Annotated in this window: 19 protein-coding genes; 12 read left to right on the top strand and 7 right to left on the bottom strand. The window is 46.1% G+C overall.

The features are described 5' to 3' along the window. The first annotated feature begins 129 nt into the window (after positions 1-129). The 3 genes from DESAL_RS14120 to DESAL_RS14110 all read left to right on the top strand — a co-directional run bounded on the left by DESAL_RS14120 (position 130) and on the right by DESAL_RS14110 (position 2824). The gene (locus DESAL_RS14120; protein WP_015852657.1) at positions 130-882 is read left to right on the top strand and encodes a substrate-binding periplasmic protein; all 753 of its coding nucleotides are present in this window, start codon (positions 130-132) and stop codon (positions 880-882) included. A gap of 103 nt (positions 883-985) precedes the next feature. After that, a complete protein-coding gene (locus DESAL_RS14115; RefSeq protein ID WP_197528751.1) occupies positions 986-1516 on the top strand; it encodes a hypothetical protein in 531 nt (176 codons plus the stop codon). Positions 1517-1951: 435 nt separating this feature from the next. Further along, positions 1952-2824, top strand: coding sequence for a GGDEF domain-containing protein (locus tag DESAL_RS14110; protein ID WP_245543745.1), 873 nt, complete (start codon positions 1952-1954; stop codon positions 2822-2824). A gap of 41 nt (positions 2825-2865) precedes the next feature. On the opposite strand, the gene ettA is transcribed toward DESAL_RS14110, so the two are convergent. Then, the gene (ettA, locus tag DESAL_RS14105) at positions 2866-4548 is read right to left on the bottom strand and encodes an energy-dependent translational throttle protein EttA (RefSeq protein WP_015852654.1); all 1683 of its coding nucleotides are present in this window, start codon (positions 4546-4548) and stop codon (positions 2866-2868) included. Between the two features lie 236 nt (positions 4549-4784). On the opposite strand from ettA, the gene DESAL_RS14100 reads away from it, so the two are divergent. The 6 genes from DESAL_RS14100 to DESAL_RS14075 all read left to right on the top strand — a co-directional run bounded on the left by DESAL_RS14100 (position 4785) and on the right by DESAL_RS14075 (position 11845). Beyond that, positions 4785-7106, top strand: coding sequence for a methyl-accepting chemotaxis protein (locus DESAL_RS14100; RefSeq protein ID WP_015852653.1), 2322 nt, complete (start codon positions 4785-4787; stop codon positions 7104-7106). Between the two features lie 124 nt (positions 7107-7230). After that, positions 7231-7578, top strand: coding sequence for a TraR/DksA family transcriptional regulator (locus DESAL_RS14095; RefSeq protein WP_015852652.1), 348 nt, complete (start codon positions 7231-7233; stop codon positions 7576-7578). A 2-nt stretch (positions 7579-7580) separates the two neighbouring features. Further along, entirely contained in the window at positions 7581-9566 is a 1986-nt protein-coding gene (locus tag DESAL_RS14090; RefSeq protein ID WP_015852651.1) for a monovalent cation:proton antiporter family protein, read from the top strand. Positions 9567-9674: 108 nt separating this feature from the next. Further along, positions 9675-10370, top strand: coding sequence for a hypothetical protein (locus DESAL_RS14085; RefSeq protein ID WP_245543744.1), 696 nt, complete (start codon positions 9675-9677; stop codon positions 10368-10370). A gap of 9 nt (positions 10371-10379) precedes the next feature. Beyond that, entirely contained in the window at positions 10380-11216 is an 837-nt protein-coding gene (gene zupT, locus DESAL_RS14080) for a zinc transporter ZupT (RefSeq protein ID WP_015852649.1), read from the top strand. A 68-nt stretch (positions 11217-11284) separates the two neighbouring features. Further along, on the top strand, positions 11285-11845 hold the full coding sequence (locus DESAL_RS14075) for a flavin reductase family protein (protein ID WP_015852648.1): 561 nt from the start codon (positions 11285-11287) through the stop codon (positions 11843-11845). Positions 11846-11921: 76 nt separating this feature from the next. On the opposite strand, the gene DESAL_RS14070 is transcribed toward DESAL_RS14075, so the two are convergent. From DESAL_RS14070 to DESAL_RS14050, 5 genes are all read right to left on the bottom strand, one after another. Next, positions 11922-12455: a hypothetical protein gene (locus DESAL_RS14070; RefSeq protein WP_015852647.1), complete on the bottom strand. Its 534-nt coding sequence runs from the start codon at positions 12453-12455 to the stop codon at positions 11922-11924. A 42-nt stretch (positions 12456-12497) separates the two neighbouring features. Further along, entirely contained in the window at positions 12498-12992 is a 495-nt protein-coding gene (locus DESAL_RS14065) for a PilZ domain-containing protein (protein ID WP_015852646.1), read from the bottom strand. Between the two features lie 325 nt (positions 12993-13317). Further along, positions 13318-13620, bottom strand: coding sequence for a hypothetical protein (locus tag DESAL_RS14060; protein WP_015852645.1), 303 nt, complete (start codon positions 13618-13620; stop codon positions 13318-13320). A gap of 129 nt (positions 13621-13749) precedes the next feature. Continuing rightward, positions 13750-14421, bottom strand: coding sequence for a PilZ domain-containing protein (locus tag DESAL_RS14055; protein ID WP_015852644.1), 672 nt, complete (start codon positions 14419-14421; stop codon positions 13750-13752). A 104-nt stretch (positions 14422-14525) separates the two neighbouring features. Continuing rightward, the gene (locus DESAL_RS14050) at positions 14526-17735 is read right to left on the bottom strand and encodes a DEAD/DEAH box helicase (protein WP_015852643.1); all 3210 of its coding nucleotides are present in this window, start codon (positions 17733-17735) and stop codon (positions 14526-14528) included. Positions 17736-17978: 243 nt separating this feature from the next. Here DESAL_RS14050 and DESAL_RS14045 point away from each other — a divergent pair, with 243 nt between their 5' ends. Then, positions 17979-19643 carry a peptide-binding protein gene (locus DESAL_RS14045; protein ID WP_015852642.1) on the top strand — a complete coding sequence of 555 codons (1665 nt, stop codon included), beginning with the start codon at positions 17979-17981 and terminating at the stop codon, positions 19641-19643. 2 nt (positions 19644-19645) lie between these two features. Continuing rightward, complete coding sequence (locus DESAL_RS14040) at positions 19646-21817, top strand: RelA/SpoT family protein (RefSeq protein ID WP_015852641.1); 2172 nt, start codon at positions 19646-19648, stop codon at positions 21815-21817. Between the two features lie 61 nt (positions 21818-21878). On the opposite strand, the gene DESAL_RS14035 is transcribed toward DESAL_RS14040, so the two are convergent. Beyond that, on the bottom strand, positions 21879-22409 hold the full coding sequence (locus DESAL_RS14035; RefSeq protein ID WP_015852640.1) for a cysteine hydrolase family protein: 531 nt from the start codon (positions 22407-22409) through the stop codon (positions 21879-21881). A 245-nt stretch (positions 22410-22654) separates the two neighbouring features. Here DESAL_RS14035 and DESAL_RS14030 point away from each other — a divergent pair, with 245 nt between their 5' ends. Further along, positions 22655-23320 (top strand): CerR family C-terminal domain-containing protein, encoded by a 666-nt coding sequence (locus DESAL_RS14030; RefSeq protein WP_015852639.1) that lies wholly within the window; start codon positions 22655-22657, stop codon positions 23318-23320. Positions 23321-23331: the final 11 nt, after the last annotated feature.

The following is a 23331-nucleotide window of genomic DNA, read 5'->3' as shown; positions in this document are numbered from 1 at the left end:
TTTACATAAATATTAGGTTGTGGATAGATTGAAATGCGGCATTTAATGCCGCATTTCTTTTTTTTGTTTTATTCTTGCTCAACCAGCTGATAAGGTACATATTTATCAAAATATAAATGGAGTTGATTTATGTCTGTCAGGCGCTTCAAAATTTTTTTTGCAACAATGCTGCTTTTGCTTGGGATAGGTGTTGCAAGCGCTGGTGCCGACAATGTTATCTATCTCAGCTCTCTCGAATGGCCGCCATATGTAGGGAAAAGGCTACCGGAAAGCGGGACCAGTGCCAGAATTGTGAGTCAGGCTTTTGCGGCGATGGGCTATGAATTAAAGATTTTGTTTATGCCTTGGAAAAGAACTATGCGTATGGTGGAGACTGATTTTATGGTCGCAGGATATTTTCCTGAATACTACTCCAAGGAAAGAGCAGAAAAGTACATTTTTTCTAAAAGTTATGGGTGCAGCCCCGTAAGCCTTCTGGTGCGTAAAAAGAACCCGGTTAACTGGAGAAGTGTTGATGATTTAGCCGGACTGCGGGTGGGCTTTGTTGCCGGATACGTGAATACACCGGAACTGGATATGGCTGTATTCAATGGCACTATTGATGCTGATTATGCCCCTTCAGATAAAAGCAATATAATGAAAGTAATTAAGGGCAGGATAGATTGTGCAGTGATAGATCCATTGGTCTTCAGTTATTTGGCAGTTACTGATCAGGAAGTTGGAAAACGTAGTGATACTGTTGAGATTGATCCAAGGGCTTTTGGTGTTAATGAATTGTTTGTCGCATTTCGAAAAGATGAACAGGGGCTTTTTTATTCCCGCATTTTGAACGAAGGATTGAGTAAGATCGGTATTGCCGGTGCATGTAAGCAACGCGACTAAAGGGGTTTTGACGGTGGTAAATGATATTTCTTCATATTGTTTTGAGAAACCTGCGCTTTACCTTTTATCCTTGTTACTTGGAAACCCGAATGATGTTTCTACTTTGAAGGTTCCTTCTGATTTCGGACTGCTAAGATTTAAGGGCATGGACCTCTTGCAGGAACGAGGACAAATCCCCAAGCTGGTGCTGGATTTTGAACTTGAAGCCGGAAGTTTCCGGGCTGTTTATTTCGGCCACGTATCTCCATTTAAGTTGGGAAGCGTTCAACTGATTCAGGAGGGGAGAGAGGAAATAAACCAAGTGTTTTCAAGTTCAGGGAAAGTTTTAGTCCCAATGCAGGCAGCTACGCAGGTAGACGGATTTCCACCTGATTTGAATTGGAACATTCTTGCCGGAAGTCTTTCCTTATGGCGGGCTTGTTGCGGATTGCCGAACGGGTGTGATCCATCGCTTGGGAAATATTTCAATAAAATGAAGACCGTTTCCCGTTACCAGTGGGATAATATCAGCTATGAAGTCGAAGGTGATGAGATAGTTGAAGAATGGTCTGCGTGTGTACCTGATGCAGTAGTTAATGATATAAAGGTTGTTTTTGTTATAAAAAATGGATTGATCTCTGCACTGAAAGGTTAAGCTGTTGTATTGATGTGTTAATGTGTGATGTGAAAAAGATTATTTGTGTTATTTCAGTCTCTGCTCAGTTCTTTGCTGCTTAGGAAAATGCGCTCAAACTTGACTTAACTTGTTCCTACAGTTACATCTTGCCCTCGTTTTTGCTCGGGGGGAGCTGTGGATAAATTAAATTTTATGGGCGAATTTAAAGATTCTGCCCTTGAAGATTCGTTTCAAAGAGATAAATGGCCTTCAGTCAGGTTTAGACTCCTGTTTTTATACTTAGTTACTATAGTTGCATACATTGCGTGTGGTTATAGTCATTATGGAGACCTCGGTCCCGGGGCTGAATTTCATACCATTTTACTAGGAAGTTTAAGCGCATGCCTACTGGGTTCTTTTGCGTTTATCCTGCTTTGGGCTGACAAGGTCAGTCGAAGAGTGCAATATTTTTGCATGTCTTTGTGTATGTTCTCGGTCATGGCTGCTGAATCATTGGAGTTGTTGGTCAAATTTTCAGATATCGGTTCACTAAGTGTTCCGGTAACTGTCTTTATTGTGCTGGCTTACTATATTCTGTTGCCACCGCGTATCATAATGCCGTTTATTGCGTCCGTTTGCGGGTCAGTTCTGTATCTGTCTGTCTTGGCAACGGTCCTTCCTGTTCAGTCCAGTTCTTTTTTGAACTCAGCATGTTATCTTGTGCTAGCCAATATTTTTGGAGCTTTTTTTCTATATACTTTCGGGAGGTCTTTGCGCCGTGAGTATGCAGCAATGGAAGACTTGAAAAAGCTGGTGGCTGTCGATGAGCTTACCGGGGTATGCAGCCGCCGCAGAGTGCTGGAAGCCGGGGATTGTATTTTTAAGTCTGCACTCCGTTTTAATAACAAGCTGTCGGTACTGATGATGGACATTGATCATTTTAAGAAGGTCAATGATGATCATGGGCACTGTGTGGGTGATGAAGTTCTGAAGGAAACAGCCTCACGTTGCAGTGATGTGCTCCGGGAAGTCGATCATTTCGGTCGTTTGGGAGGGGAGGAGTTCTTGGTGATTCTCCCTCATTCAGGGGTGCATGACGGGATAAAGGTGGCTGAAAGACTGCGTTCATGTGTTCGAGAACGCATGTTCAAGGTGGGAGAGTCTTACTTACCAGTTTCAGTTAGCATCGGAGTGGCTGAGCTACGCGGCCATGGAGATTTCAAGAGTTTAATTCAAGAGGCTGACGAGCAACTGTACCGGGCCAAAAAATGCGGGCGGGATTTGGTCTGTCCTGCAAGTCTTAAGATTGTTCGGCAGGTTCAGTCTAATGAAGTTTCAGTGAAATAAAAAAACGGGGAAGAAAGTTCAGCTTTCTTCCCCGTTTTATTTTATCTGGTGAGTTTTCTGTATTTAATGCGGTGAGGCTGGTCTGCATCTTTGCCCAGTCTCTTTTTGCGATCCTCTTCATATTCTGAGTAGGAACCTTCATAGTAGTATACAGAAGAGTCTCCTTCAAAGGCGAGGATGTGAGTTGCGATACGATCGAGGAACCAGCGGTCGTGAGAAATAACCAGAACGCAGCCGCCGAAGTTGTTCAAGCCTTCTTCAAGTGCGCGCATGGTGTTTACGTCAAGGTCGTTGGTAGGTTCGTCAAGCAGGAGTACGTTTCCACCTTCCTGAAGCATAAGTGCGAGGTGGACGCGGTTACGTTCACCACCGGAAAGGACCTTGCACTTTTTCTGCTGTTCTGAACCGGTCAGGTTGAACTTGCCGACATAAGCACGGGCGTTGATTTCCCTGTCGCCAAGTTTAACGAACTCGTTGCCGCCTGAGATTACGTCATAAACAGACTTCTCAGGATCAAGGGCATCGCGGTGCTGGTCGACATGGGTGACCTGTACGGTTTCCCCGATGATTACTTCACCCTGATCCGGCTGTTCCTGCCCGCTGATCATTTTGAACATGGTGGTTTTACCGGCTCCGTTGGGGCCGATGATACCGACGATGGCACCTGCGGGAATCATGAAGCTGGTGTCTTCGAGAAGCAGCTTGTCTCCAGCCTGCTTGTGCACGCCTTTAAGTTCAATAACCTGCTTACCGAGGCGAGGTCCCGGCGGGATGTAGAGTTCAAGATCACGTGAGTATTCATCACTTTGCTGGTTGGCGAGGGATTCGTATGCGCTGATACGGGCCTTGCTCTTGGATCTTCTGCCTTTCGGGGACATACGAATCCATTCCAGCTCGCGAGCAAGTGTCTTGCGGCGTTTTTCATCGGATTTGGCTTCGTTGGCCAGACGCTTTTCTTTCTGTTCCAGCCATGAGGAATAGTTGCCTTTCCAGGGAATACCGCGCCCGCGGTCCAGTTCCAGAATCCAACCTGCGACATTGTCGAGGAAGTAACGGTCGTGGGTTACGGCAATAATGGTACCGGCATAGTTCTGAAGGTGTCTTTCCAGCCATGCAACGGATTCTGCATCAAGGTGGTTGGTAGGTTCGTCAAGAAGCAGGATATCCGGCTCCTGAAGCAGCAGGCGGCAAAGTGCTACGCGGCGTTTTTCACCACCGGAGATAACGGAAACAGGAGTGTCACCGGGAGGGCAGCGCAGGGCATCCATAGCCATTTCAAGGCGGGAGTCGAGATCCCATGCACCGCAATTATCCATCTGTTCCTGGACCTTGGCCTGACGCTCAAGAAGAGCGTCCATTTCTTCAGGCTCCATCGGCTCAGCAAACTGGGCGTTGATTTCATTGAATTCATTAACGAGGGCCACTACGTCTGCAGCACCTTCTTCAACAACTTCACGTACAGTGCGGGTTTCATCTACCAGCGGTTCCTGCTCAAGGTAACCGATGGTGAAGCCGGGGGAAATATGGGTTTCACCTTCAAAGCTGTCGTCCACGCCAGCCAGAATCTTCAGGAGTGAACTCTTACCGGAACCGTTCAGGCCCAGTACACCGATTTTGGCTCCGTAAAAATATGAAAGGGAGATATCTTTCAGGATGGGTTTTTTTTCGTAAAACTTACTTACCCGGACCATGGAATATATGATCTTATCAGGTTCGTTACTCATTTTTATTACCTCTTTGGTTGCTATTTGCTATTGCGCTTTCCCCTTGTGGCAGAAAAAACGTTATCAGGCAATGGAAACAGCTCCTGTTAACTTTTCTCCAAAAGTGGTCGATATAGTATTAAGTTTTATTTTCTGATCTATTCGCGATTGTCTAATTTATTGTATTTATGTTAGTGTTTCATTGATTCTTAGTGGGGTCAGTGGGTTCAATAACGATTTAAATGGGAAGACTGCGCATGAAGGTTAAGAGTATTAATTCTGTTGTCGCTGTGATTGTTTTTGTACTTATTGCTTTAACTATTTCCATTGGTGTCTGGTGGGTTGCGGACAGTACCTATAAGGCTGTTTTCAAAGAGCAGAAGAATGCGATGCAAAGCATGGTTGATCAGTCGGAAAAGGCACTTGATCTTTATATGGGGCAGACTTCCGATGTGGTCAGGATTATGGCCAAAGGGGAGCCTGCTCAAGAGGCTCTTGAATACGGTAAGACTGGGCCTATTGAGGGTTTGCTTAAGTCGCTCATAAATTCATCCAGTGATTATTGGGCGGCTTTCATATTTGATAAAAACGGTAAGGTTGTTGCCGGATACAATGCAAAAGGAAGCAATATGGCCGGGGCCGACCGCTCCTCCCGGGGGTACGTCAAAAAGGTTCTTTCCGGCACTGAGTTCTACATTCAGGACAATATTCTTGTCTCTAAAAGCGGTGGTGGAATTTTGATTTTTGCCATTGCCCACGCCGTACGTGATTCTTCCGGTAAAATTATCGGTGGGATAGGCGTTTTTCCCAAGTGGGAAAGATATACTCAGAACTTTATTGATCCTTTCCGGATTGGTAAGGATGGATACAGTTTCATGCTGGATAATAAAGGGCGCGTCATTGCCCATGCCATGAACAAAAAATTGTATCTTAAAGATCTCCTAAAATATGACTTTGTTAAGACCGTTCTTTCCAAGAAGGAAGGCGGCACTTCCTATGAGTGGGAAGGGCGTCAAAAATATATGGTTTTCAAAACTATGCCCGGAACAGGGTGGGCTATTGTGGTCAGTGCTTATGAAGATGATCTGACAGCCGCAGCCACCCATCAACGAAATGTACTGCTTGTAGGTGGAGGCATAGTAGTTCTTCTTCTTAGCTGTGTTATGATTTTCATCCTTAAGCAGCTTGTTCTGAGGCCGGTTGACAATATTCTAGAATTTTCAACTGAAATTGCCGCCGGAAATCTCAGGGCGGAATTGAAGGGAACCTATAAGTATGAGTTTGAAACTCTGGCTGAAAAAATTAATGCCATGGTCGCAGAACTTAAAACCAAGCTGGGCTTTTCCGAAGGTGTACTTAATGGCATGAGAGTTCCATGCAGTATTGTCGGCCCTGACCGGAAGATGCTTTGGACCAATCAGGAGCAATGCGACATCGTAGAGACCGATATAACTCCTGAGCAGGCGGTAGGGCTTATTGCGGGTGAGTTCCTGCTGGGAGACAGTTCGCAAATGACTATTTCTGATCAAGCTGTTGTTGATGAGAAAGAAATAGAAGAAGAAATTGAATTTGTGACCTTAAAAGGAAATAAGAAATATCTTCGAGTCTCCGCTACTCCGTTCTACGATATGGATAAGAATCTGCTTGGGGCTATCACTGTGCTGATTGATATGACTGAAATCAGGCAGCAGGCCATTGCAATTGAAAAACAGAATGAGCGTATAACCGTTGCTGCCGCTGATGCGGAGCAGATCTCTCAATCCCTTTCCAGTGCAGCCGAAGAGCTTTCCGCTCAGATTGAGCAGTCCAACCGGGGTGCTCAGGAACAGCGTGACCGTGTAGCTGAAACTTCTACCGCTATGGAAGAAATGAATGCCACCGTACTTGAGGTTGCTCAGAATGCAGGTCTTGCAGCAGAAGACGCTGATACTGCCCGCGATAAAGCCCAAAACGGTTCGAAGCTGGTGCAGCAGATGATTGAGTCTGCCGATGGTGTGCGAGGTCAGGCTGATGCTCTGAAAGAATCTATGGAACAGCTCGGTATTGAAGCTAAGGAAATCGGTAACGTGCTCGGCGTGATCAATGATATTGCGGACCAGACCAACCTGCTGGCGTTAAATGCTGCCATTGAAGCCGCTCGCGCAGGTGAGGCCGGTCGCGGATTTGCAGTCGTTGCTGATGAAGTCCGTAAGCTGGCGGAAAATACCATGTCCGCTACCGGTGAAGTCGGCAATGCCATTTCCAAGATTCAGAACATGACCAGACAGAATATCTCGGCTACTGAGGATGCTGCGGAGTCGGCGCAGCGCAGCAGTGAACTTGCCAATGAATCCGGATTGACTCTGGCAGAAATCGTTAAGCTGGTAATTAATGCCTCGGATCAGGTCCGGGCCATTGCCACTGCTGCGGAACAGCAGTCTGCAACCAGTGAAGAAATTAACAGGGCAACTGAAGATATCAGCAGGATTTCCCTTGAAACCTCACAGGTGATGAGCGAGTCAGCCAAAGCTGTTCAGGAAGTTTCCGGAATGGCTTCTGAGTTGAACAGGGTCATTGAGGACATCCAGCCTGACAAATAATTAAGCAGCAATAAATCCCAGAAGCCCTCTTTGCCACGGCAAGGAGGGCTTTTTTATTTTCGACCGATTCATCTTGCAAGCCGAACTGGGCGAGGGTAGGATTGGAACCTTAATGGAGATGCTTATGAATGATAAACAAAAAGAAGAGCTTAGAAATAAAATTAAAACTGAAATTAAGAGCCTGACCAAACAGGTAAAAGAGATGGAAGAAACCGTGGACCCGGTCAAACCCGACGCAGCTATAGGCAGACTTTCACGCCTTGATACCATGCTTAACCAAGGTATCAACAAGTCGTCGATTGCCCAGTCACGTCAGCGCATTTTAAATCTTGAGGATGCGTTGAATCGTCTGGAAAAAGATTCTTTTTTTGGTGAATGTGAAGAGTGCGGCGAGGATATCCCCCTTGCCCGTTTACTGACTCTTCCGGAAAGCAGATATTGCGTTTACTGCGCAGAACATCTTGAGGAGTAGCTGTGGGAATTGCTTCTGATCTGGTTATTCTTATTGTTGCGGGTATGTTGGGCGGACTTGTTGCCCGCATGCTGCGTCAGCCCCTTTTGCTGGGCTATATTGTTGCCGGGGTTCTGGTTGGTCCGCATACTGGCGGAATTACTGTTTCCGGAGTGCATGAAATTGAATTGTTAGCTGAAATCGGGGTTGCCCTGCTTTTGTTCACTTTGGGTATCGAGTTTTCTATCAAGGAACTCAAACCGGTACGCCATGTGGCTTTAATCGGAACTCCTCTGCAGATAATTTTAACAATGTCTTTCGGCTGGCTGACCGGGCAGCTTATGGGGTGGGACTCTCACCTCTCTACTTGGTTCGGGGCATTTATAGCTCTTTCCAGTACCATGGTTGTGCTTAAAACCCTTGAGAGCAAAGGTCTGGTTGGAACTCTATCCAGCAGGGTCATGCTCGGCATGCTGGTGGTGCAGGATATCGCCATTGTGCCCATGCTGATCATTATGCCCCAGCTTGGCTCAGATTCTTTCGGCTTGCAGGCTTTGGGGATGGCAGGGATTAAGACCGTACTTTTCCTTGTATCCATGTTTATGCTCGGTTCACGGGTAATTCCGGGATTTATGCGGATTGTGGCCGGTTGGAATTCACGGGAAATGTTCATGCTTTCCTGTAGCGCAATTGGTCTTGGAATTGGCTACGCAACCCATATGCTTGGTCTGTCGTTTGCTTTCGGAGCTTTTGTAGCCGGGATGGTGCTCAGTGAATCCCGCTACGCATATCAGGCTTTAAGTGACATATTGCCTCTGCGCGATATTTTCAGTCTTATCTTTTTCGCTTCCGTGGGGATGCTTATTGATCCCTTTTATGTATGGGAAAATATCGGTACCATTTTGATTCTGGCCGGTGCCATACTTGTGGGTAAAGGGTTGATATTCGGCTCTGTGGCCCGTCTTTTCAATTATCGAAACGTCATTCCACTGGCTTTAGGCTTAGGAATGTTTCAAGTGGGTGAGCTTTCTTTTCTGCTTTTGCAGCAGGGAACCGAATCCGGGTCTTTCCCCAAGGAATACTTCCCTCTTTTTATGGGGGCGGGAATCGTAACCATGTTGCTGACCCCGATTATGGCTTCTTTCACCGGACCGCTTTATTCAATGCTTCAGAGCCGACGTAAAAGCGATCCCGTGCAGACTATCAACCTGCCGGAAAGTGAACTGGACGGACATGTCGTTATTCTCGGTTATGGTCGTTTTGGTTCATATGTAGCTGATTCTCTGCGGGAAATTGATATTCCGCATGTGGTGGTTGAGCTTAATGCCAATAAGATTGAGTTGGCTGCAGAAGACGGAAGGGCGGTTGTTTATGGTGATGCCGGACAGGAGATAGTTCTTGAGGCGGCCCGGGTTTCTCACGCACGGATGGTGCTGTTAACCATTCCTTCAGTACGCGGTTCTTCTTCCGTATTGCAGAAAGTGCATCATTTGGCTCCTCAATGTCCGATTGTGGCTTTGTCTCGCAATCCGGAACATCTGGAAGTTCTTAATGAACTTGGAGCACATCATATTATTATGCCTGAGTTCGAGACCGGGTTGGAAATGGTCCGGCAGACTCTGTTCAATTTTTGCCTTCCTGCGGTTGAAATTCAAAATGTAATGGATTCTATGCGCCGGGAGAGGTATACCACTGATGTGGAACGAAATTATCCCCGGTCCGCTCAGCTTTTTCGTTTGAGCAAGGCTGCTGAATCTCTTAACCTGAATTGGGTTGAAGTGAGTGAAGACGCCGAAATCAGGGGAAGAACCCTTGCGGGCAGTAAAATTCGTACTGTGACCGGTGTTTCCGTGGCCGGGGTGCTGCGGAATGATCATTTTATTCAGAACCCGGACGGGTCATTTCAGTTTGAGCAAGGCGATATTGTCGGCGTACTTGGCGGACGTAAAAATATCGAGAGGTTCAGGTGTCTTGCTTCGGAATCGGGAGAGTTGGAGACTGAGGTTTAAATGCACTGTAGGAAAGTTTGTATATCGTTGTTAATTTTGGCTGTCTCGCTTATGGCGGGATGTGTCAAAACAAGCATTCCCGATCCGCGTGGGTTGGGTGCTGCTCCTGTGAAATGTTCAAGCCCTGTAGATATCCTCGGATATTTTGAAGGTATTCCCTATCGTGGTGACGCTGCCATCAATAGCTTCGGCGACTTTACCTTTTTCGCTGAGCCGGGAATTTATCTCAAAGAACCGGGGCTTAATTGCAGCGGTTTTACCGTGGCGGCATCGCGTTACTATTTTGCCCGTAATTTCAGCTTGGCCGATACCACTATTGACCGTCTTGCTGACAGCGGGCCGGATTCCCCTTTTGGTGAGGATTGGGATTTTGGTTATGATCTTGTTCTTAACCTGACTGAGGGATTGAAGCGTAGAGCCGTACTTCCTTTCGGACAGACTGCCGTAATTGAAGAGAACAACGGTATGAGTCTGCGTGGTTTTGAACTTAGTGACCGGGCAGCATGGGCCGATGTCATAAAGCAAATGAAGCCCGGGCATGTCTATCTTTTTTCCATGAGCAAGGATATAAAGTTTAAGAACTATAAACTTCTTCATTACCATGTCGGGCTTATTGTTCCTGATGACCAAGGGCACATCTGGCTTTGCCACGCGACAAGGAACAGCGGGGTGAACAAGGTGGACATTTCCAATCAGGACAATCTTGATCCGATTATCAAAGCAAACCCTGATACCAAGTTGGGACCCCGCAAAATTTTGCTGATTGAGGCGCCTCTAGTCTGTAGTTTGGGTTTGAAAAAGTAGAGACAAGATATGTATACAGAAAGTGTCTTATTTGCTTTCGGGCTTACAGCATTTGCTGGACTTTCCACAGGGATCGGTTCTGCATTGGCCTTTTTTGCCAAGCGAACCAATCCACGCTTTCTTTCTCTCTCGCTTGGCTTCTCCGCCGGAGTGATGATTTACGTTTCCTTTATGGAAATCATGGTTAAAGCCAAAGATGCCTTGCAGACCGACATGGGCGAGGTTGCAGGTACATGGGCTTCAGTTATCGCTTTTTTCGGTGGTATCGCTCTAATTGCTTTAATCGATAAACTTGTGCCGTCATATGAAAACCCGCACGAGATGCATCGTATTGAAGATATGAATCCAGAAAGCCTCGAAAAGAACGATGGGTTGGATAGTGAGCATGGTAAGCGCAAGTTGTTTCGCATGGGTACTATGGCTGCTTTGGCAATCGGTATCCATAACTTCCCGGAAGGGTTGGCGACATTTACTGCCGCGCTCAGTGATCCCAGTCTCGGTATTGCTATCGCAGTAGCTATTGCTATCCATAACATTCCGGAAGGTATCGCGGTTTCTGTCCCTATCTATTACGCTACCGGAGATAAGAAAAAGGCTTTCATTTATTCTTTTCTGTCCGGTCTGGCTGAGCCTATCGGTGCTATGGTGGGGTATTTGTTACTCATGCCGTTTATGTCTGATACTGTATTCGGGATAATTTTTGCCGGTGTTGCCGGGATTATGGTTTTTATTTCTCTTGATGAATTGTTGCCTGCTGCCGAGGAATACGGTGAGCATCATCTTTCCATTTACGGGTTAGTCAGCGGTATGGCGGTTATGGCTTTGTCATTGCTGCTGTTCTTGTAAATTCCAGTGGCATTCAATTAATATTTATGGAATTGTTAGCCCTGCTGATTTTTTACAGAGGAGTTTAAATGGCTAAAAAGAATATAGGTGTTCAGGGATTCACTCTGCCAATGCCTCAGACAATTCTGGGGTCAAGGCACGATGGGCGTAACAATTTCATGGCTCTGGCATGGGTGTCACGCGTTAATTATAATCCATCCCTGATGATGATTTCTGTGGGCAAAAGACATTTTTCCAATGTTGCTATCAAGGCCAGCGGTGAATTCAGCGTGAATGTCCCTTCTGTGGATATGGTTGAGGTTACTGATTTTGTTGGGCTTGTTTCCGGCTCTAAGCTTGATAAATCCGGACTTTTTGACGTTGAGCCCGGTGTGTTGGAAAACGCTCCTGTGATCAGTAAATGTCCGGTAGCAATTGAATGCAAGGTTTTCGATTCTATGGAATTGCCTAATGATACACTTTTTGTCGGTGAGGTTGTCGCCACTTGGTGTGATGAGGATGTGCTTATCGATGATGCGCCGGATATCAAAAAGGTTAATCCTTTTACCTTGACCATGCCTGATAACCGCTACTGGGGTGTCGGTGAGTGTGTCGGGCGTGCATGGCATGATGGCAAAAAACTTAAGTAGAAATTAAGGCTGACTATACAATTTAAAAGAGCGGACCGGGTTAACTCGGTCCGCTCTTTTTTTAGCATGAATAATTTTATCTCGGCATTTCAGGGTATAGCTTTTTCACAATTGCTGATGCTTCCTGTGTGGCCATAATTGCTCCAAATTCACTGGTAAATGGCTTTAGATTGTCTATGAGCTGGGGGAGTTGTTCAATACATGCCAGAGCGGGGCTGAATGGTGCGGGAGCAGGTTCTTGTGTTGCATTTGTGGATTCTTGTCGCTGTTCATTATTTTCTGGCTGCTGCGGTTCGGGAGAAATTTGATAAATATGACAGGATAGTTTCCATGCCACTTGCAGGTCGCGGTAAGCGTAGCGGTATTCTTTCAGTGATGTATAGGCCTCGCCACGAAGCATGAAGGCTTGTGCTATTTCCTCTTCTGAAGCATCGGAATCAATAAGGTCACTCAGTTCATCAACAGCGGCATCATATTGTTGGTTAAGGGCATAGTACTGTGCCTGCTCTATGGGTTTATAAAATATAGAGCAGCCTGCTGATACCAGTAAGAGCACACAAAGTGATGCCTTGGTCAGGATGCGGAATATCTGCGCATAATGTCTGATCATGATGAAGCATTATCGCATACCTGCACACCGGGTGTCTACGTGTTAAGAAGCAAGGCGGTTTTCATCTATGTTGCTGTGTTCGATTATCGAACGGATTTCTTTCTTCTGATCATCTTTTATATCCAGAAATTTTACTCTGAACCCGCAGGAGCAACGGTGAACACAATTTTCAGTGTAAAGCCCGCAAAAGATGGGCAGCCTGTTATTCAAAGATGATATTTTCAGGTATATAAAGTCATTGTTTTTAAGGTCAGCATTCGTATGAAATGAGCAACCTTCTTCGGAAAGATGATGGATTGTCCCATTAATGCTTTGTGCCATTGCAGGATCGTCTTCCAGACTGATTTCAGTCTCAATATTAACGTTGATCGGGCAGGCTGGACCTGCTGTTGAGTGCTTGCGATTCAGGCAGTTGCAGAGGAAGTTTTCGTGATCGTCCAGAAATATTGCGTGTTTGTATTTTTCAAGAGTACGGATTGTCGGGAGACCGGACGAAACGCTTAGGATGCGGTTTCTATCGCAGCAGGGTGTTTGCATTACCTTTCGGACATCAAGCACCAGACCTGAATAGTTATTACCCAGCAGGGGCGTGGCAGAATTGATTCGGGCAGGAGCAGAACTCCATATTTATAAATTTTGATAGGTTTGTATTAGTGTATGTTTCAGGATTGTCTGTGTAGATAATAACCTGATTATTTGACTGATTCATTACTTTCTCCATTCTCCCCATAGATTGTTATAAAATCACGGGAGCAACCTGTTCACCTGCAGGCCGGAGCAGGTGCCGGAGACGGACTTTCCCCACATGATCAAGTGGAAAGTCTGGCCAGATTAACTCCCGTGAAAATTGTATTATCCTGTGTCAGCCTATCAGTTCAAAATGGCAGGGCGGAATTGTTATATGCATGTCTGCGTCAAGCTCCGGTACATGGAACAGGAAGTATAGATTCTTTGACGGCGGCGCTATAAACAGGTTCCCTTTCATATGCTCCTTGATTATTCCTTCCGGGAGGCCGTGTTTCGCGGCAATTTTTTTGATTCCCATACCGATCAGGATCATTGCTTTCGGGGTAAACTGTACGTCAAACAACGAAATCCTCATCGCATCTCGATTGTTGAGTTTGATTTCAGCTGCACAACCGCACATTGAATCGGGAATGAACATTTTTATCCTCCGCTTAAATTTTATTCATGAAGTTGAGATTCATTTTCAACTAAAACGGAGATTGAAGTTTTGTCAACATCAAAAAATGAAATTTTACAGAAAGGGAACAGCTTGCTCAGCTGTATAGGATTAGTCTCGTGATTTTAAGCTCTTGAATAGCTTTGGCCCTAAAAATTCATCGTATATCTGTTTTGCCTGATCGTGACGTATCTGCAAAAATTGTATGCCATAACCTTGTAGATTATCGCTACAATCTGTTTTCCAACTTATTCCACAACAGATTGGCAAGCTGTTGGATAACGTATTGATTCTTAGGTTGATGAAATTATTTTCTGAGAGATCTGCGGATGTTTTCAGGAAGCATCCTGTTTCAGATATGTTCGTGATTTCTGCGTTGAATTTGTTGACCATGACATGGTCGTCTTCATGGCTGACCATTGCCGGTAGGCTGACTTTTACACGTTCGTGCTGGCGGACTAGGGCTTTTGTCTTCTGAATACAGTTGCTGCGGAAGCTGTCTGGGTCATCAACATAGATCACGGTCCCTTTATATGTTCTTGTGCGCATTAGAGGCTGATTCTCGGCCAGCATGAAAAGCTTGTTGCGTTCACGGGCAGGTATTCTCATGACTTTTCTCATTTCAAGGATCATTCCTGAAAAATTACTGTTCAGTGCCTCGTGGAGGTAATTATCCAAGTCCGTGCAGAATTCGATTTTCATCTTGGAGTGCAATTGGAAATTTCGGTAGGACCGGGGGCTGTCAGTAAAAGCAAGAATGGATAAATTTTCGCTACAGTTCATTGTCATTCTCCTTAAATGTTGCTCCTAATAAAATGAAAGCCCGGAACCATTGCCGGTTCCGGGCTTATTTAATCACATGGATTTATTTTATTGTTACAACTGCATTAAATTTCGAACAACATTTCAAGATCGTCACGGGTGAGCGACTTGAGTGCGGACTGGCCGGGAATAATGGCATCCGCAACGCTTTTCTTCATTTCCTGCAGGCCGAGAATCTTTTCTTCGACAGTGTTCTGGCAGATCATCTTGTAAGCGAAGACCTGACGTTTCTGGCCGATACGGTGGGTTCGGTCAGTTGCCTGATTTTCCACTGCCGGGTTCCACCACGGATCGTAATGGATAACGTAGTCGGCAGAGGTCAGGTTAAGTCCGGTACCACCAGCTTTCAGCGAAATGAGGAAGATGGGGATGTCCGGGCTGTCGTTAAAGCGGTCAACCTGCTCAAAACGGTCTTTACTGGAGCCGTCGAGGTAGGCGAAGGGGATGTCCTTAATGGTAAGCCATGAACGGATTACATGCAGCATCTGTACGAACTGGGAGAAGACCAGAACCTTGTGTCCGCCTTCGACAATATCAAAGATGAGGTCTTTGAATGCATCGAATTTACCTGAAGGCAGGTTGGTGGACAGTCCGGGCATATCCAGCTTGAGCAGGCGCGGGTGGCAGCAGATCTGGCGCAGTTTGAGCAATGCATCGAGGATGGACATCTGGCTTTTGGCCATGCCTTTCTCGTCCACATCCCTGAGCACCTGATCTTTGAGGCGCTTGGCAAGGGCGTTGTAAAGCTCGCGCTGTTCCTCGATGAGATCGCAGTAATGTACGGTCTCGATCTTGGGCGGCAGGTCCTTGGCCACCTCGGATTTGGTACGGCGCAGGATGAATGGTTTCACCCTTGTGCGCAGGTAATTGAGGGTGTCTTCGTCACCATCTTTGATGGGTTTGACAATGCCTCGCTGGAAAGAATGCTGTGAACTGAGGAAGCCGGGCATAAGGAACTCGAACAGAGACCAAAGCTCAAAGAGGTTGTTTTCAATGGGCGTACCGGAAAGGCAAAGGCGCATATCACTTTTGAGTTTGCGTACCGACTTGGCGGTAATGGTGTTCGGGTTCTTGATGTTCTGGGCTTCATCAAGAATCACGGAAGTATATTCGTGCTTGAGTAGCTCTTCAAGGTCACGGCGCAGCAATGCGTAAGTAGTAATTACGATTGTGGAATCCGGGATTTTCTTGAAAAGATCCTCGCGTCTTGAACCGTAAATGGTCAGCAAGGGGAGATGCGGGCAGAATTTCTGCGCTTCACGCTCCCAGTTGGGCATGACCGAGGTCGGCACGATGATCAGGTTCGGGCCGGTAATTCCCCGCTCATGCAGGGAAAGAATGAAGGACAGGGTCTGGATGGTTTTACCGAGACCCATTTCATCCGCAAGGATACCGCCGAACTTATAGTCGCGCAGGAAGTTCAGGTAGCTGAGGCCCTGTACCTGATAGGGGCGCAGGGTAGCATTCAGTGCCTTGGGCTGATCAATCATTTTGATTTCATCAAAATTGTGGATCTTCTCACGCAGCTTCACGAAATGCTCGTCAGTCTTTGCGTCGGGAAGGTCCTCAATGATTTTATCCAGCACAGGGGTTTCGTACTGCTCGAACTGCTGGCGCGGAGGCTGTTCAGGATCATAACCAAGAGCCTTGAGCTTATGGCTGAGCTTCTTGAGCCATGATTCCGGCAGGCTGGTGTAAGAACCATCCTTGAGCTGAACGTAACGTTTGCCCTGACTCCATGCTTCCCAGATTTTATCAATGGGAACGCGCTGGTCATCGTATTCGACGTTGATGTCGAGGTTGAACCACTTGTTGTCTTCATCGGTTTCAACTTCGGCAACAATCTGCGGTGTAGTGAGTCTTACCTTGTAGCGGGTCAGGTTCTTTTCACCATAAATTCTATATGCTTCAACCAACTGCGGATAGTGGTCCAGCAGGAAGGTAATGGCCGCTTCCTGTTCCATGAACCAGATGGAGTTGTTACGCGGCTGGAAACCCATATCGCGCAGCTCAGCAAAAAGCTGTGCTTCTTCGTCCTGAGCACGGCGTACAAGATAGGATTTCTCTCCATCTTTGTAGCTGCCTGTCTGCAAGTCAGGATTGGGTTCGCCCATGGAGATTTCCCCGTGCTCGGTATCATAGGTGTTGTCGACCCTGATAGTCAGCAGCGAGCCTTCCTCATTGAGGTAGAGCTTGGGGTTGAAAGTAGCCGGAACAAAGAACGGCTGCATTTTCTCGAGGAATTCCTCATGGTCGTGCAGATCGGAAACCGGAATTTGAGTCCAGACGCGGTCAAGGAATTCCGGGATATCGCCGGGAGGGATAACCGGATTCTGTATGCGCATTTCCTGCACCAGTTTAGGCGCAAGAGTGGTCTGGACCGGGTAGAAACCCTGTTTCCAATAAACCCACAGAGGCAGTCTTCCATAGAAAAATACTTCATCGTCATCCATGATGGAGAAGGGCGGCTTGCCTTCATCCGAAAGAAGGATGTCGAAGGAGAGACCTTCCTCGGAAAGTTCCGGGGAAAGCTTGAGCTGCATGGTTCTGCTTTCAATACGAATCGGAATATCCGTATCACGCAGGAACATGTAGTATTCGTCCTTGATAGCGGTAAAGAACCACGCATGCAGACCGGCAGGTATTTCCACCCTGTGTCCGCGGTAATCAAGATAATGACCTATCTGCTCTGCAACATGCGGAAGGCTGGGGGAAGTTTCACTCCACTCAGGCTTTTCGATTACATTTTGCAGTTCAATTTCATTTTGAACCTGTGAAAGACCGGACTTGTTCTGGCGGGCACGGAAAAAGGCCACCTGCAACCTTTCCGGTTCAGGGTACATGCGATAGATGATGTAATGTTTGCCCGCTTCAGGTTCCAATTCTGTTGCAAAGAAAGAACGGAAATTCTGGCGCCAGTCAGTTTGTTTTTTGCTTTCTGCTTCCTCTTCTTCTGAATCAAGAGACAGGAGCAGTTTAAGTGCGGCAGCACCTACATGTTTACACACACCGGAAAATGATTCCGGGCAGTTGCAATAATGGTTGATGCTTTCCTCTGCAAGGTTAAGACCTAGTTCAGAAGAGTAATTCTGAAAATCGTCACCTTGTATTGTTGCATCAATATCCCAGTATCTTTCGCGCTTTTTCAGGTCGAGTTTCTGGACCCCATCAGAATTTACGATACTGCGCGCCCCGTCCAGAATGTATTCCGGGACGGTGTCGGAGACGAATGATTTGAGAATTGATTTTACTACAGCTTCTTCATTTTGAGACATGATTACGTTTTCCCCAGAACTGTAATTTTTCCTTAGCTAATTATATCTTATATGAAACAAAAGTAATGTTATACAAAATAATTGCATTAAGTTCGCTTTCGCTGAATCCGTAAAGTAAAAAGCGGTTCAGGTCAATCTGTATCGCCCAGTTGCTTGGCTTTTATTCCACAATAGTCCATACTGAATATATTATCAATGTAGTTGGCTTAATGGAAGATTTTTATTCTAAAAAACAAGGTTAACATGAACAGATTGATTTGCGCCATGCTCACAATGGCTTGTCTTGCTCTCCTGCCCGCTTGTACTCCGGATGGAAATGATGATGCGCCGAAGCAGGGTCTTTCTAATGCTGATATTGAAAATATAGAGGTTTCAAAGCCGGTTTATGGTGGAAGGTATAGAGAGCCGACACTGGCCGAACCTATGTGCCTCATTCCTCTGCTTTCATCCGATTCAGCCAGTTCTGCTGTTCAGGCAAAGCTTTATGTTTCACCTCTGAAGTACAATAAGGATATCGAGTTGGTACCGGAGGCGGCAGAGTCGTACGAGGTTCTTGATGGCGGTAAATTGCTGCGGTTTAAGCTTCGCAAGGATATTCGCTGGACTGACGGAGTGCCACTTACTGCTGAGGACGTAGAGTTTACCTATAAGACGATGATCGATCCCAAGACTCCGACCGCTTATGCGGGGGATTTCTTAAATGTTAAAGAATTCAAGTTAATCGACAAGTATACTTTTGAAGTCCGTTACGAGAAGGTCTTCGCCCGTTCCTTAATAACATGGGCTCTTTCTATTCTGCCCAAGCACATATTGGAAAATGAGGACCTGAACACTACAAAGTACAGGCGCAATCCGGTAGGTTCCGGTCCTTATAAGCTTAAAGAGTGGATTCCGGGCCGCAGGGTTGTCCTTGAAGCCAATGATGATTATTTTGAAGGACGTCCATATATAGATGAGAAGGTTTACAGAGTCATACCCGATCTTTCCACCCAGTTCCTTGAACTTAAAAGCGGGAGTCTAGATGAAATGGGGCTGACTCCTCAACAGTATACCTTCCAGACAAAGGGCGGGAATTGGGAACGTGATTTTCAGAAATTTAAATATCTTTCCTTTTCTTATACCTATCTTGGCTTTAATATGGAAAGTCCCTTCTTTAAAGATGTACGGGTTCGTAGGGCTATAAACTACGCGATAGATAAGGAGGAGATTGTAAAGGGAGTCCTGCTCGGGATGGGCTATCCTGCTATGGGTCCTTATAAGCCCGGAACATGGGTTTATAATGATAAGTTGAAACCTTATGGCTACAAACCGGAGCAAGCAAAAGCTTTACTCAAGGAAGCAGGTTGGACGGATACTGACGGAGACGGAATAATTGATAGAGACGGCAGACCGTTTTCATTTACAATTATTACCAATCAGGGAAATTCCTTGCGTATTAAGGCTGCAACAATTATTCAGAACCGTTTGAAGGGGATCGGAATCGAAGTTAAAATCAGAACTGTAGAGTGGGCGGCTTTCCTAAAGGAATTTATTATGAAAGGCCGTTTTGATGCAACAATACTCAGTTGGAATATACTACAGGACCCTGATAGTTATACTGTCTGGCATTCATCCAAAGCCGTCGACGGCGGGCTGAATTTTATCAAATATAAGAATAGCGAGCTTGATGAGCTGCTTGAAAAAGGACGAACCACTCTGGATCAGTCCGAGCGTAAGGTCATTTATGACCGCATTCAGGAAATCATGCATGAAGAGCAGCCGTACTGCTTCCTTTATGTTCCCATGGCTCTGCCTGTTTTCAGTAGCAGAATCAAGGGTTTGAAAGTGGAACCCGCAGGACTGGACTATAATGCCAACGAGTGGTGGATTCCCGCACCATTACAGAAGAAACCGAGTTTACAGCAGTAATTATGATACGCATTAACGAAATCACTGACATTGTCAGTTCTTATATTGATGACCCTGATCTGGACCTGATCCAGAGGGCTTACGTCTTTTCCGCACGTGCTCATGAAGGGCAGGTGCGTCTTTCCGGCGAGCCTTATCTTGCTCATCCGTTGCACGTTGCAAAGCTTCTGGCTGATATGCGGCTTGATGAACCCACCGTTGCCGCAGGTTTGCTGCACGATACCGTTGAAGATACTGATACCACAATTGATGAGATTGCAGATCTCTTCGGTGAAGAAGTAGCTGATATCGTAGACGGCGTGACCAAGATCAGTATGATGGATTTTGAATCCAAGGCCATCGCGAAGGCAGAGAACATTCGTAAGATGATTCTTGCCATGGCTGAGGATATCCGAGTGCTTATGGTTAAGCTTGCCGACCGCCTGCACAACATGCGCACCCTCGATTTTCAGAAGAGTTACAAGCAGTTGCTCATCGCGCAGGAAACCATGGATATTTATTCTCCCCTTGCCAACAGGCTCGGGCTGTACATGGTTAAGCGTGATCTTGAGGACCTCTGTCTTTATTACCTCAAGCCTGACGTTTATCAGGATATTACCGACGGTTTGGAGCGCCAGCACACTATCGGCAAAGAGTATGTTGATAACGTAATCGGGTTGCTGAACGGAATTCTTGATAACAACGAGATCAAGGGGACTATTTACGGGCGTACCAAGCATATCTACAGCATTCATAAAAAGATGCAGCGTCAGAACCTGAGCCTCGATCAGGTGTATGACATCATTGCTTTCCGGGTGATTGTTGAGTCGGTTAAGGACTGTTACTCCGTGCTGGGTCTGGTCCACTCCATGTGGAAACCTATTTCCGGCAAGTTTAAGGACTACATTTCTATTCCAAAAGCCAACATGTATCAGTCGTTGCACACCACGGTTATCGGACCGGAGGGTGAACGAATTGAGATTCAGATCAGAACTGAAGAGATGCAGCAGGTTGCGGAATACGGTGTTGCCGCACACTGGCAATACAAAGAGTCCGGCAGAAGTGATTCCAAGCAAAACCGTGATGCCGAGCGTTTTTCATGGCTCAGACAGATTATGGACTGGCAGCGGGAGCTTGAGGATCCTCGTGAATTCATGGCTTCACTGCGGTTCGATCTCTTCAACGATGAGGTCTATGTTTTTACTCCCACCGGAGAGATTAAAGAGCTTCCCGATGGGGCTACACCGGTTGACTTTGCATACTCGATTCATACCGAGGTCGGTAACCATTGTACCGGGGCAAAGGTTAACGGACGCATGGTTCCGCTTAACTCCGTGCTCAAGAACGGTGACACCATTGAAGTTTTTACCGACAAGAAACGCAAGCCCAGTCGTGACTGGCTTAAGTTTGTAAAAACAGCCAAAGCCCGTACCCGCATCAAGCATTACATCCGTACTGAGGAGCGGACCAGCTCCATCATGCTTGCCAAGGAGTTGCTTGAGAAGGAAGGGCGGCGCATGAACATCAATGTGGCTAAGGCCATGAAAGACGGTTATTTCGTCATGCTGGCCGATGAATTTAATTTCGGCCATGTTGATGACCTGCTTTCGAATATCGGCTACTCGCGGATAACACCGCGTAAGGTGCTGGGCCGTCTGCATGCTGTTATGAATGAAATTGAGGGTGTTGAGACAGAAACCCCCAAGCAGGAGCATCCACAGCACGCGACTGAAGGAGATAAGGCTAAAAGCGCTGCCAACTCAATTGATATTGAAGGGGTGGATAACGTTCTCATCCGTTTTGCCGGGTGCTGTACACCGCTTCCGGGTGAGCCGATCATCGGCTATATCAGCCGTGGTCGAGGAGTGGTTATCCATTCTGCCACTTGTCCCAATATCAAGAATCTTGAAGAAGAACGTCTGCTCAGCGTTTCATGGACCGGAGGGCAGGAAGAGTCCCAGCATCCGGCTCAGATTCGTATTCGTTGCCGTAACCATAAAGGTATGCTGGCAAAAATCTGTACCGTGCTTACCGAGATGGACGTGAACATAGATTCCGGTGAATTTAAGTCTGATTTGGACGGCAGTTCTGTGCTCGAATTTACCGTGGAAGTCACCGACCTCGGACACCTGCACCGGTCATTGAATAAGCTCAAGACTATTGAGCATGTTCTGGAGGCTACACGATTAAGCTAACTTAATTTATTTTAATAAATATAAAGTCCCGCTAAACTTGTTTTGGCGGGACTTTTTTGTTTTACAACTCGTTAAGTATTGTAGCTGTAGGTTCCACCCTTACCAATATTGGCGCGTACAACTCCGACCAGACAAAATTGTGGTGTTTAATGATTGTTTCGGCATCAAGATAGGGCTTACTCGCTGTGGTGTGTGCATCTGATGCAACGTGCACTTTGTAGCCCATGCTTGCAGCCTGCCGAACTGTGGTGTCTATGCAGAAATCTGTGCAGCATCCGGTGATGATCAGTTCCTTCACATTTATTTCATCCAACATTTGAGAAAGTTCGGTCTGGCAAAATGAGTCGCAATTGCTCTTTTCCATAATTAGGTCACCAGGGCGAAAATCAAGTTCGTCCAGAATCTGCCAACCGTCTGAATTCTGTTGCAGTCCGTCATCTTCGCTGTTGTGCCGGATAAATATTAGCGGGAGGTTCTTGGCCCTAGCTCGCTCTATAAGCGAATTTATTCTGCTGATTACTCCGGCAGCATCGTAACGGTTTCCTGCTGCAAACAATGCTTTTTGCATATCTATAACCAGTAATGCTTTCATGCTGATTTCCTTCTGGTAGATCGTTGATCTTTTAATTGAATAATTTCTAAAATATTATTGGATTCTTGAAAAGTATCATCTCTTAGTTTGGCTTAAGATACCGTAGTTAAAGTCTAAATTAATAAAGAAAAGTTTAAACGTATTTTTTAAACGAAATATTTAAACAAACGTTTGACTTTGTACTGATCACTGATTATTTCTGTTCTTGTAAAGAATCAAAAAACTCAGTTGAGAGGCTCAATATTATGACGCAACACCCCAAGGGAAAGACAAATAAGGCACGCGGAGAAGAAACTCGCCAGAAGCTTATCGAAGTCGGTTTAAGACTGTTTGCCATGAACGGTTTCAACGGTGTGAGCATGCGCAATCTTGCTTCAGAGGCCGAAGTGAATCTGGCTACTGTTGGGTATCATTTCGGTGGTAAACAAGGACTATACGAAGCGGTTATCCGTGAAATTATCCGCTTCCGCGACGAGATTATGCCCAGTCTTAGTGCTGTTCAGGAACAGACCGACCGTTTCAAATCCGGTGAAATTTCCAAGGAAGAGTTGGTCGCCTGGTTCTTTCGTTCCCAAATGTTGGGAGTTCTGAGCGATCCGATTACCATCTGGGGGATTATGCTGATTAACCGTGAAATGGCTGCTCCCAGTGAAGTCTACCCGTTGTTGGATAAAGAGTTCTTTGAACCATCCATAGAATCCATGAATATTGTGCTTCAGGCTGCTTTACCTGAGGGTGCTTCGAATACAGAAATCATGACAGTGGGAACTGCGTTGATTGGTATTGTGCTTAAGTTCGTCAAGTCCAAAGCTTTTACTGACCGCGTGGGCTGGGATGAAATGACTCCCGAGCGAATTGAAGAAATTTTAGAAATCCTGTCCAGAAGAGTAGTGGCATTTATCTGCTGCTAGGAGGATATTAA

Source organism: Maridesulfovibrio salexigens DSM 2638, from assembly GCF_000023445.1.
Lineage (GTDB): Bacteria > Desulfobacterota > Desulfovibrionia > Desulfovibrionales > Desulfovibrionaceae > Maridesulfovibrio > Maridesulfovibrio salexigens.
This window is presented reverse-complemented; position numbering and strand designations above follow the sequence as displayed.

Coding starts and splice junctions, on each gene's coding strand:
- DESAL_RS14120 (WP_015852657.1), top strand. CDS start 130: ATGTCTGTCAGGCGCTTCAAAATTTTTTTTGCAACAATGCTGCTTTTG.
- DESAL_RS14035 (WP_015852640.1), bottom strand. CDS start 22,409: ATGAAAGCATTACTGGTTATAGATATGCAAAAAGCATTGTTTGCAGCA.
- DESAL_RS14095 (WP_015852652.1), top strand. CDS start 7,231: ATGAATGATAAACAAAAAGAAGAGCTTAGAAATAAAATTAAAACTGAA.
- DESAL_RS14060 (WP_015852645.1), bottom strand. CDS start 13,620: ATGTTCATTCCCGATTCAATGTGCGGTTGTGCAGCTGAAATCAAACTC.
- DESAL_RS14075 (WP_015852648.1), top strand. CDS start 11,285: ATGGCTAAAAAGAATATAGGTGTTCAGGGATTCACTCTGCCAATGCCT.
- zupT (WP_015852649.1), top strand. CDS start 10,380: ATGTATACAGAAAGTGTCTTATTTGCTTTCGGGCTTACAGCATTTGCT.
- DESAL_RS14100 (WP_015852653.1), top strand. CDS start 4,785: ATGAAGGTTAAGAGTATTAATTCTGTTGTCGCTGTGATTGTTTTTGTA.
- DESAL_RS14110 (WP_245543745.1), top strand. CDS start 1,952: ATGTCTTTGTGTATGTTCTCGGTCATGGCTGCTGAATCATTGGAGTTG.
- DESAL_RS14065 (WP_015852646.1), bottom strand. CDS start 12,992: ATGCAAACACCCTGCTGCGATAGAAACCGCATCCTAAGCGTTTCGTCC.
- DESAL_RS14045 (WP_015852642.1), top strand. CDS start 17,979: ATGAACAGATTGATTTGCGCCATGCTCACAATGGCTTGTCTTGCTCTC.
- DESAL_RS14055 (WP_015852644.1), bottom strand. CDS start 14,421: ATGAACTGTAGCGAAAATTTATCCATTCTTGCTTTTACTGACAGCCCC.
- DESAL_RS14050 (WP_015852643.1), bottom strand. CDS start 17,735: ATGTCTCAAAATGAAGAAGCTGTAGTAAAATCAATTCTCAAATCATTC.
- DESAL_RS14040 (WP_015852641.1), top strand. CDS start 19,646: ATGATACGCATTAACGAAATCACTGACATTGTCAGTTCTTATATTGAT.
- ettA (WP_015852654.1), bottom strand. CDS start 4,548: ATGAGTAACGAACCTGATAAGATCATATATTCCATGGTCCGGGTAAGT.
- DESAL_RS14030 (WP_015852639.1), top strand. CDS start 22,655: ATGACGCAACACCCCAAGGGAAAGACAAATAAGGCACGCGGAGAAGAA.
- DESAL_RS14070 (WP_015852647.1), bottom strand. CDS start 12,455: ATGATCAGACATTATGCGCAGATATTCCGCATCCTGACCAAGGCATCA.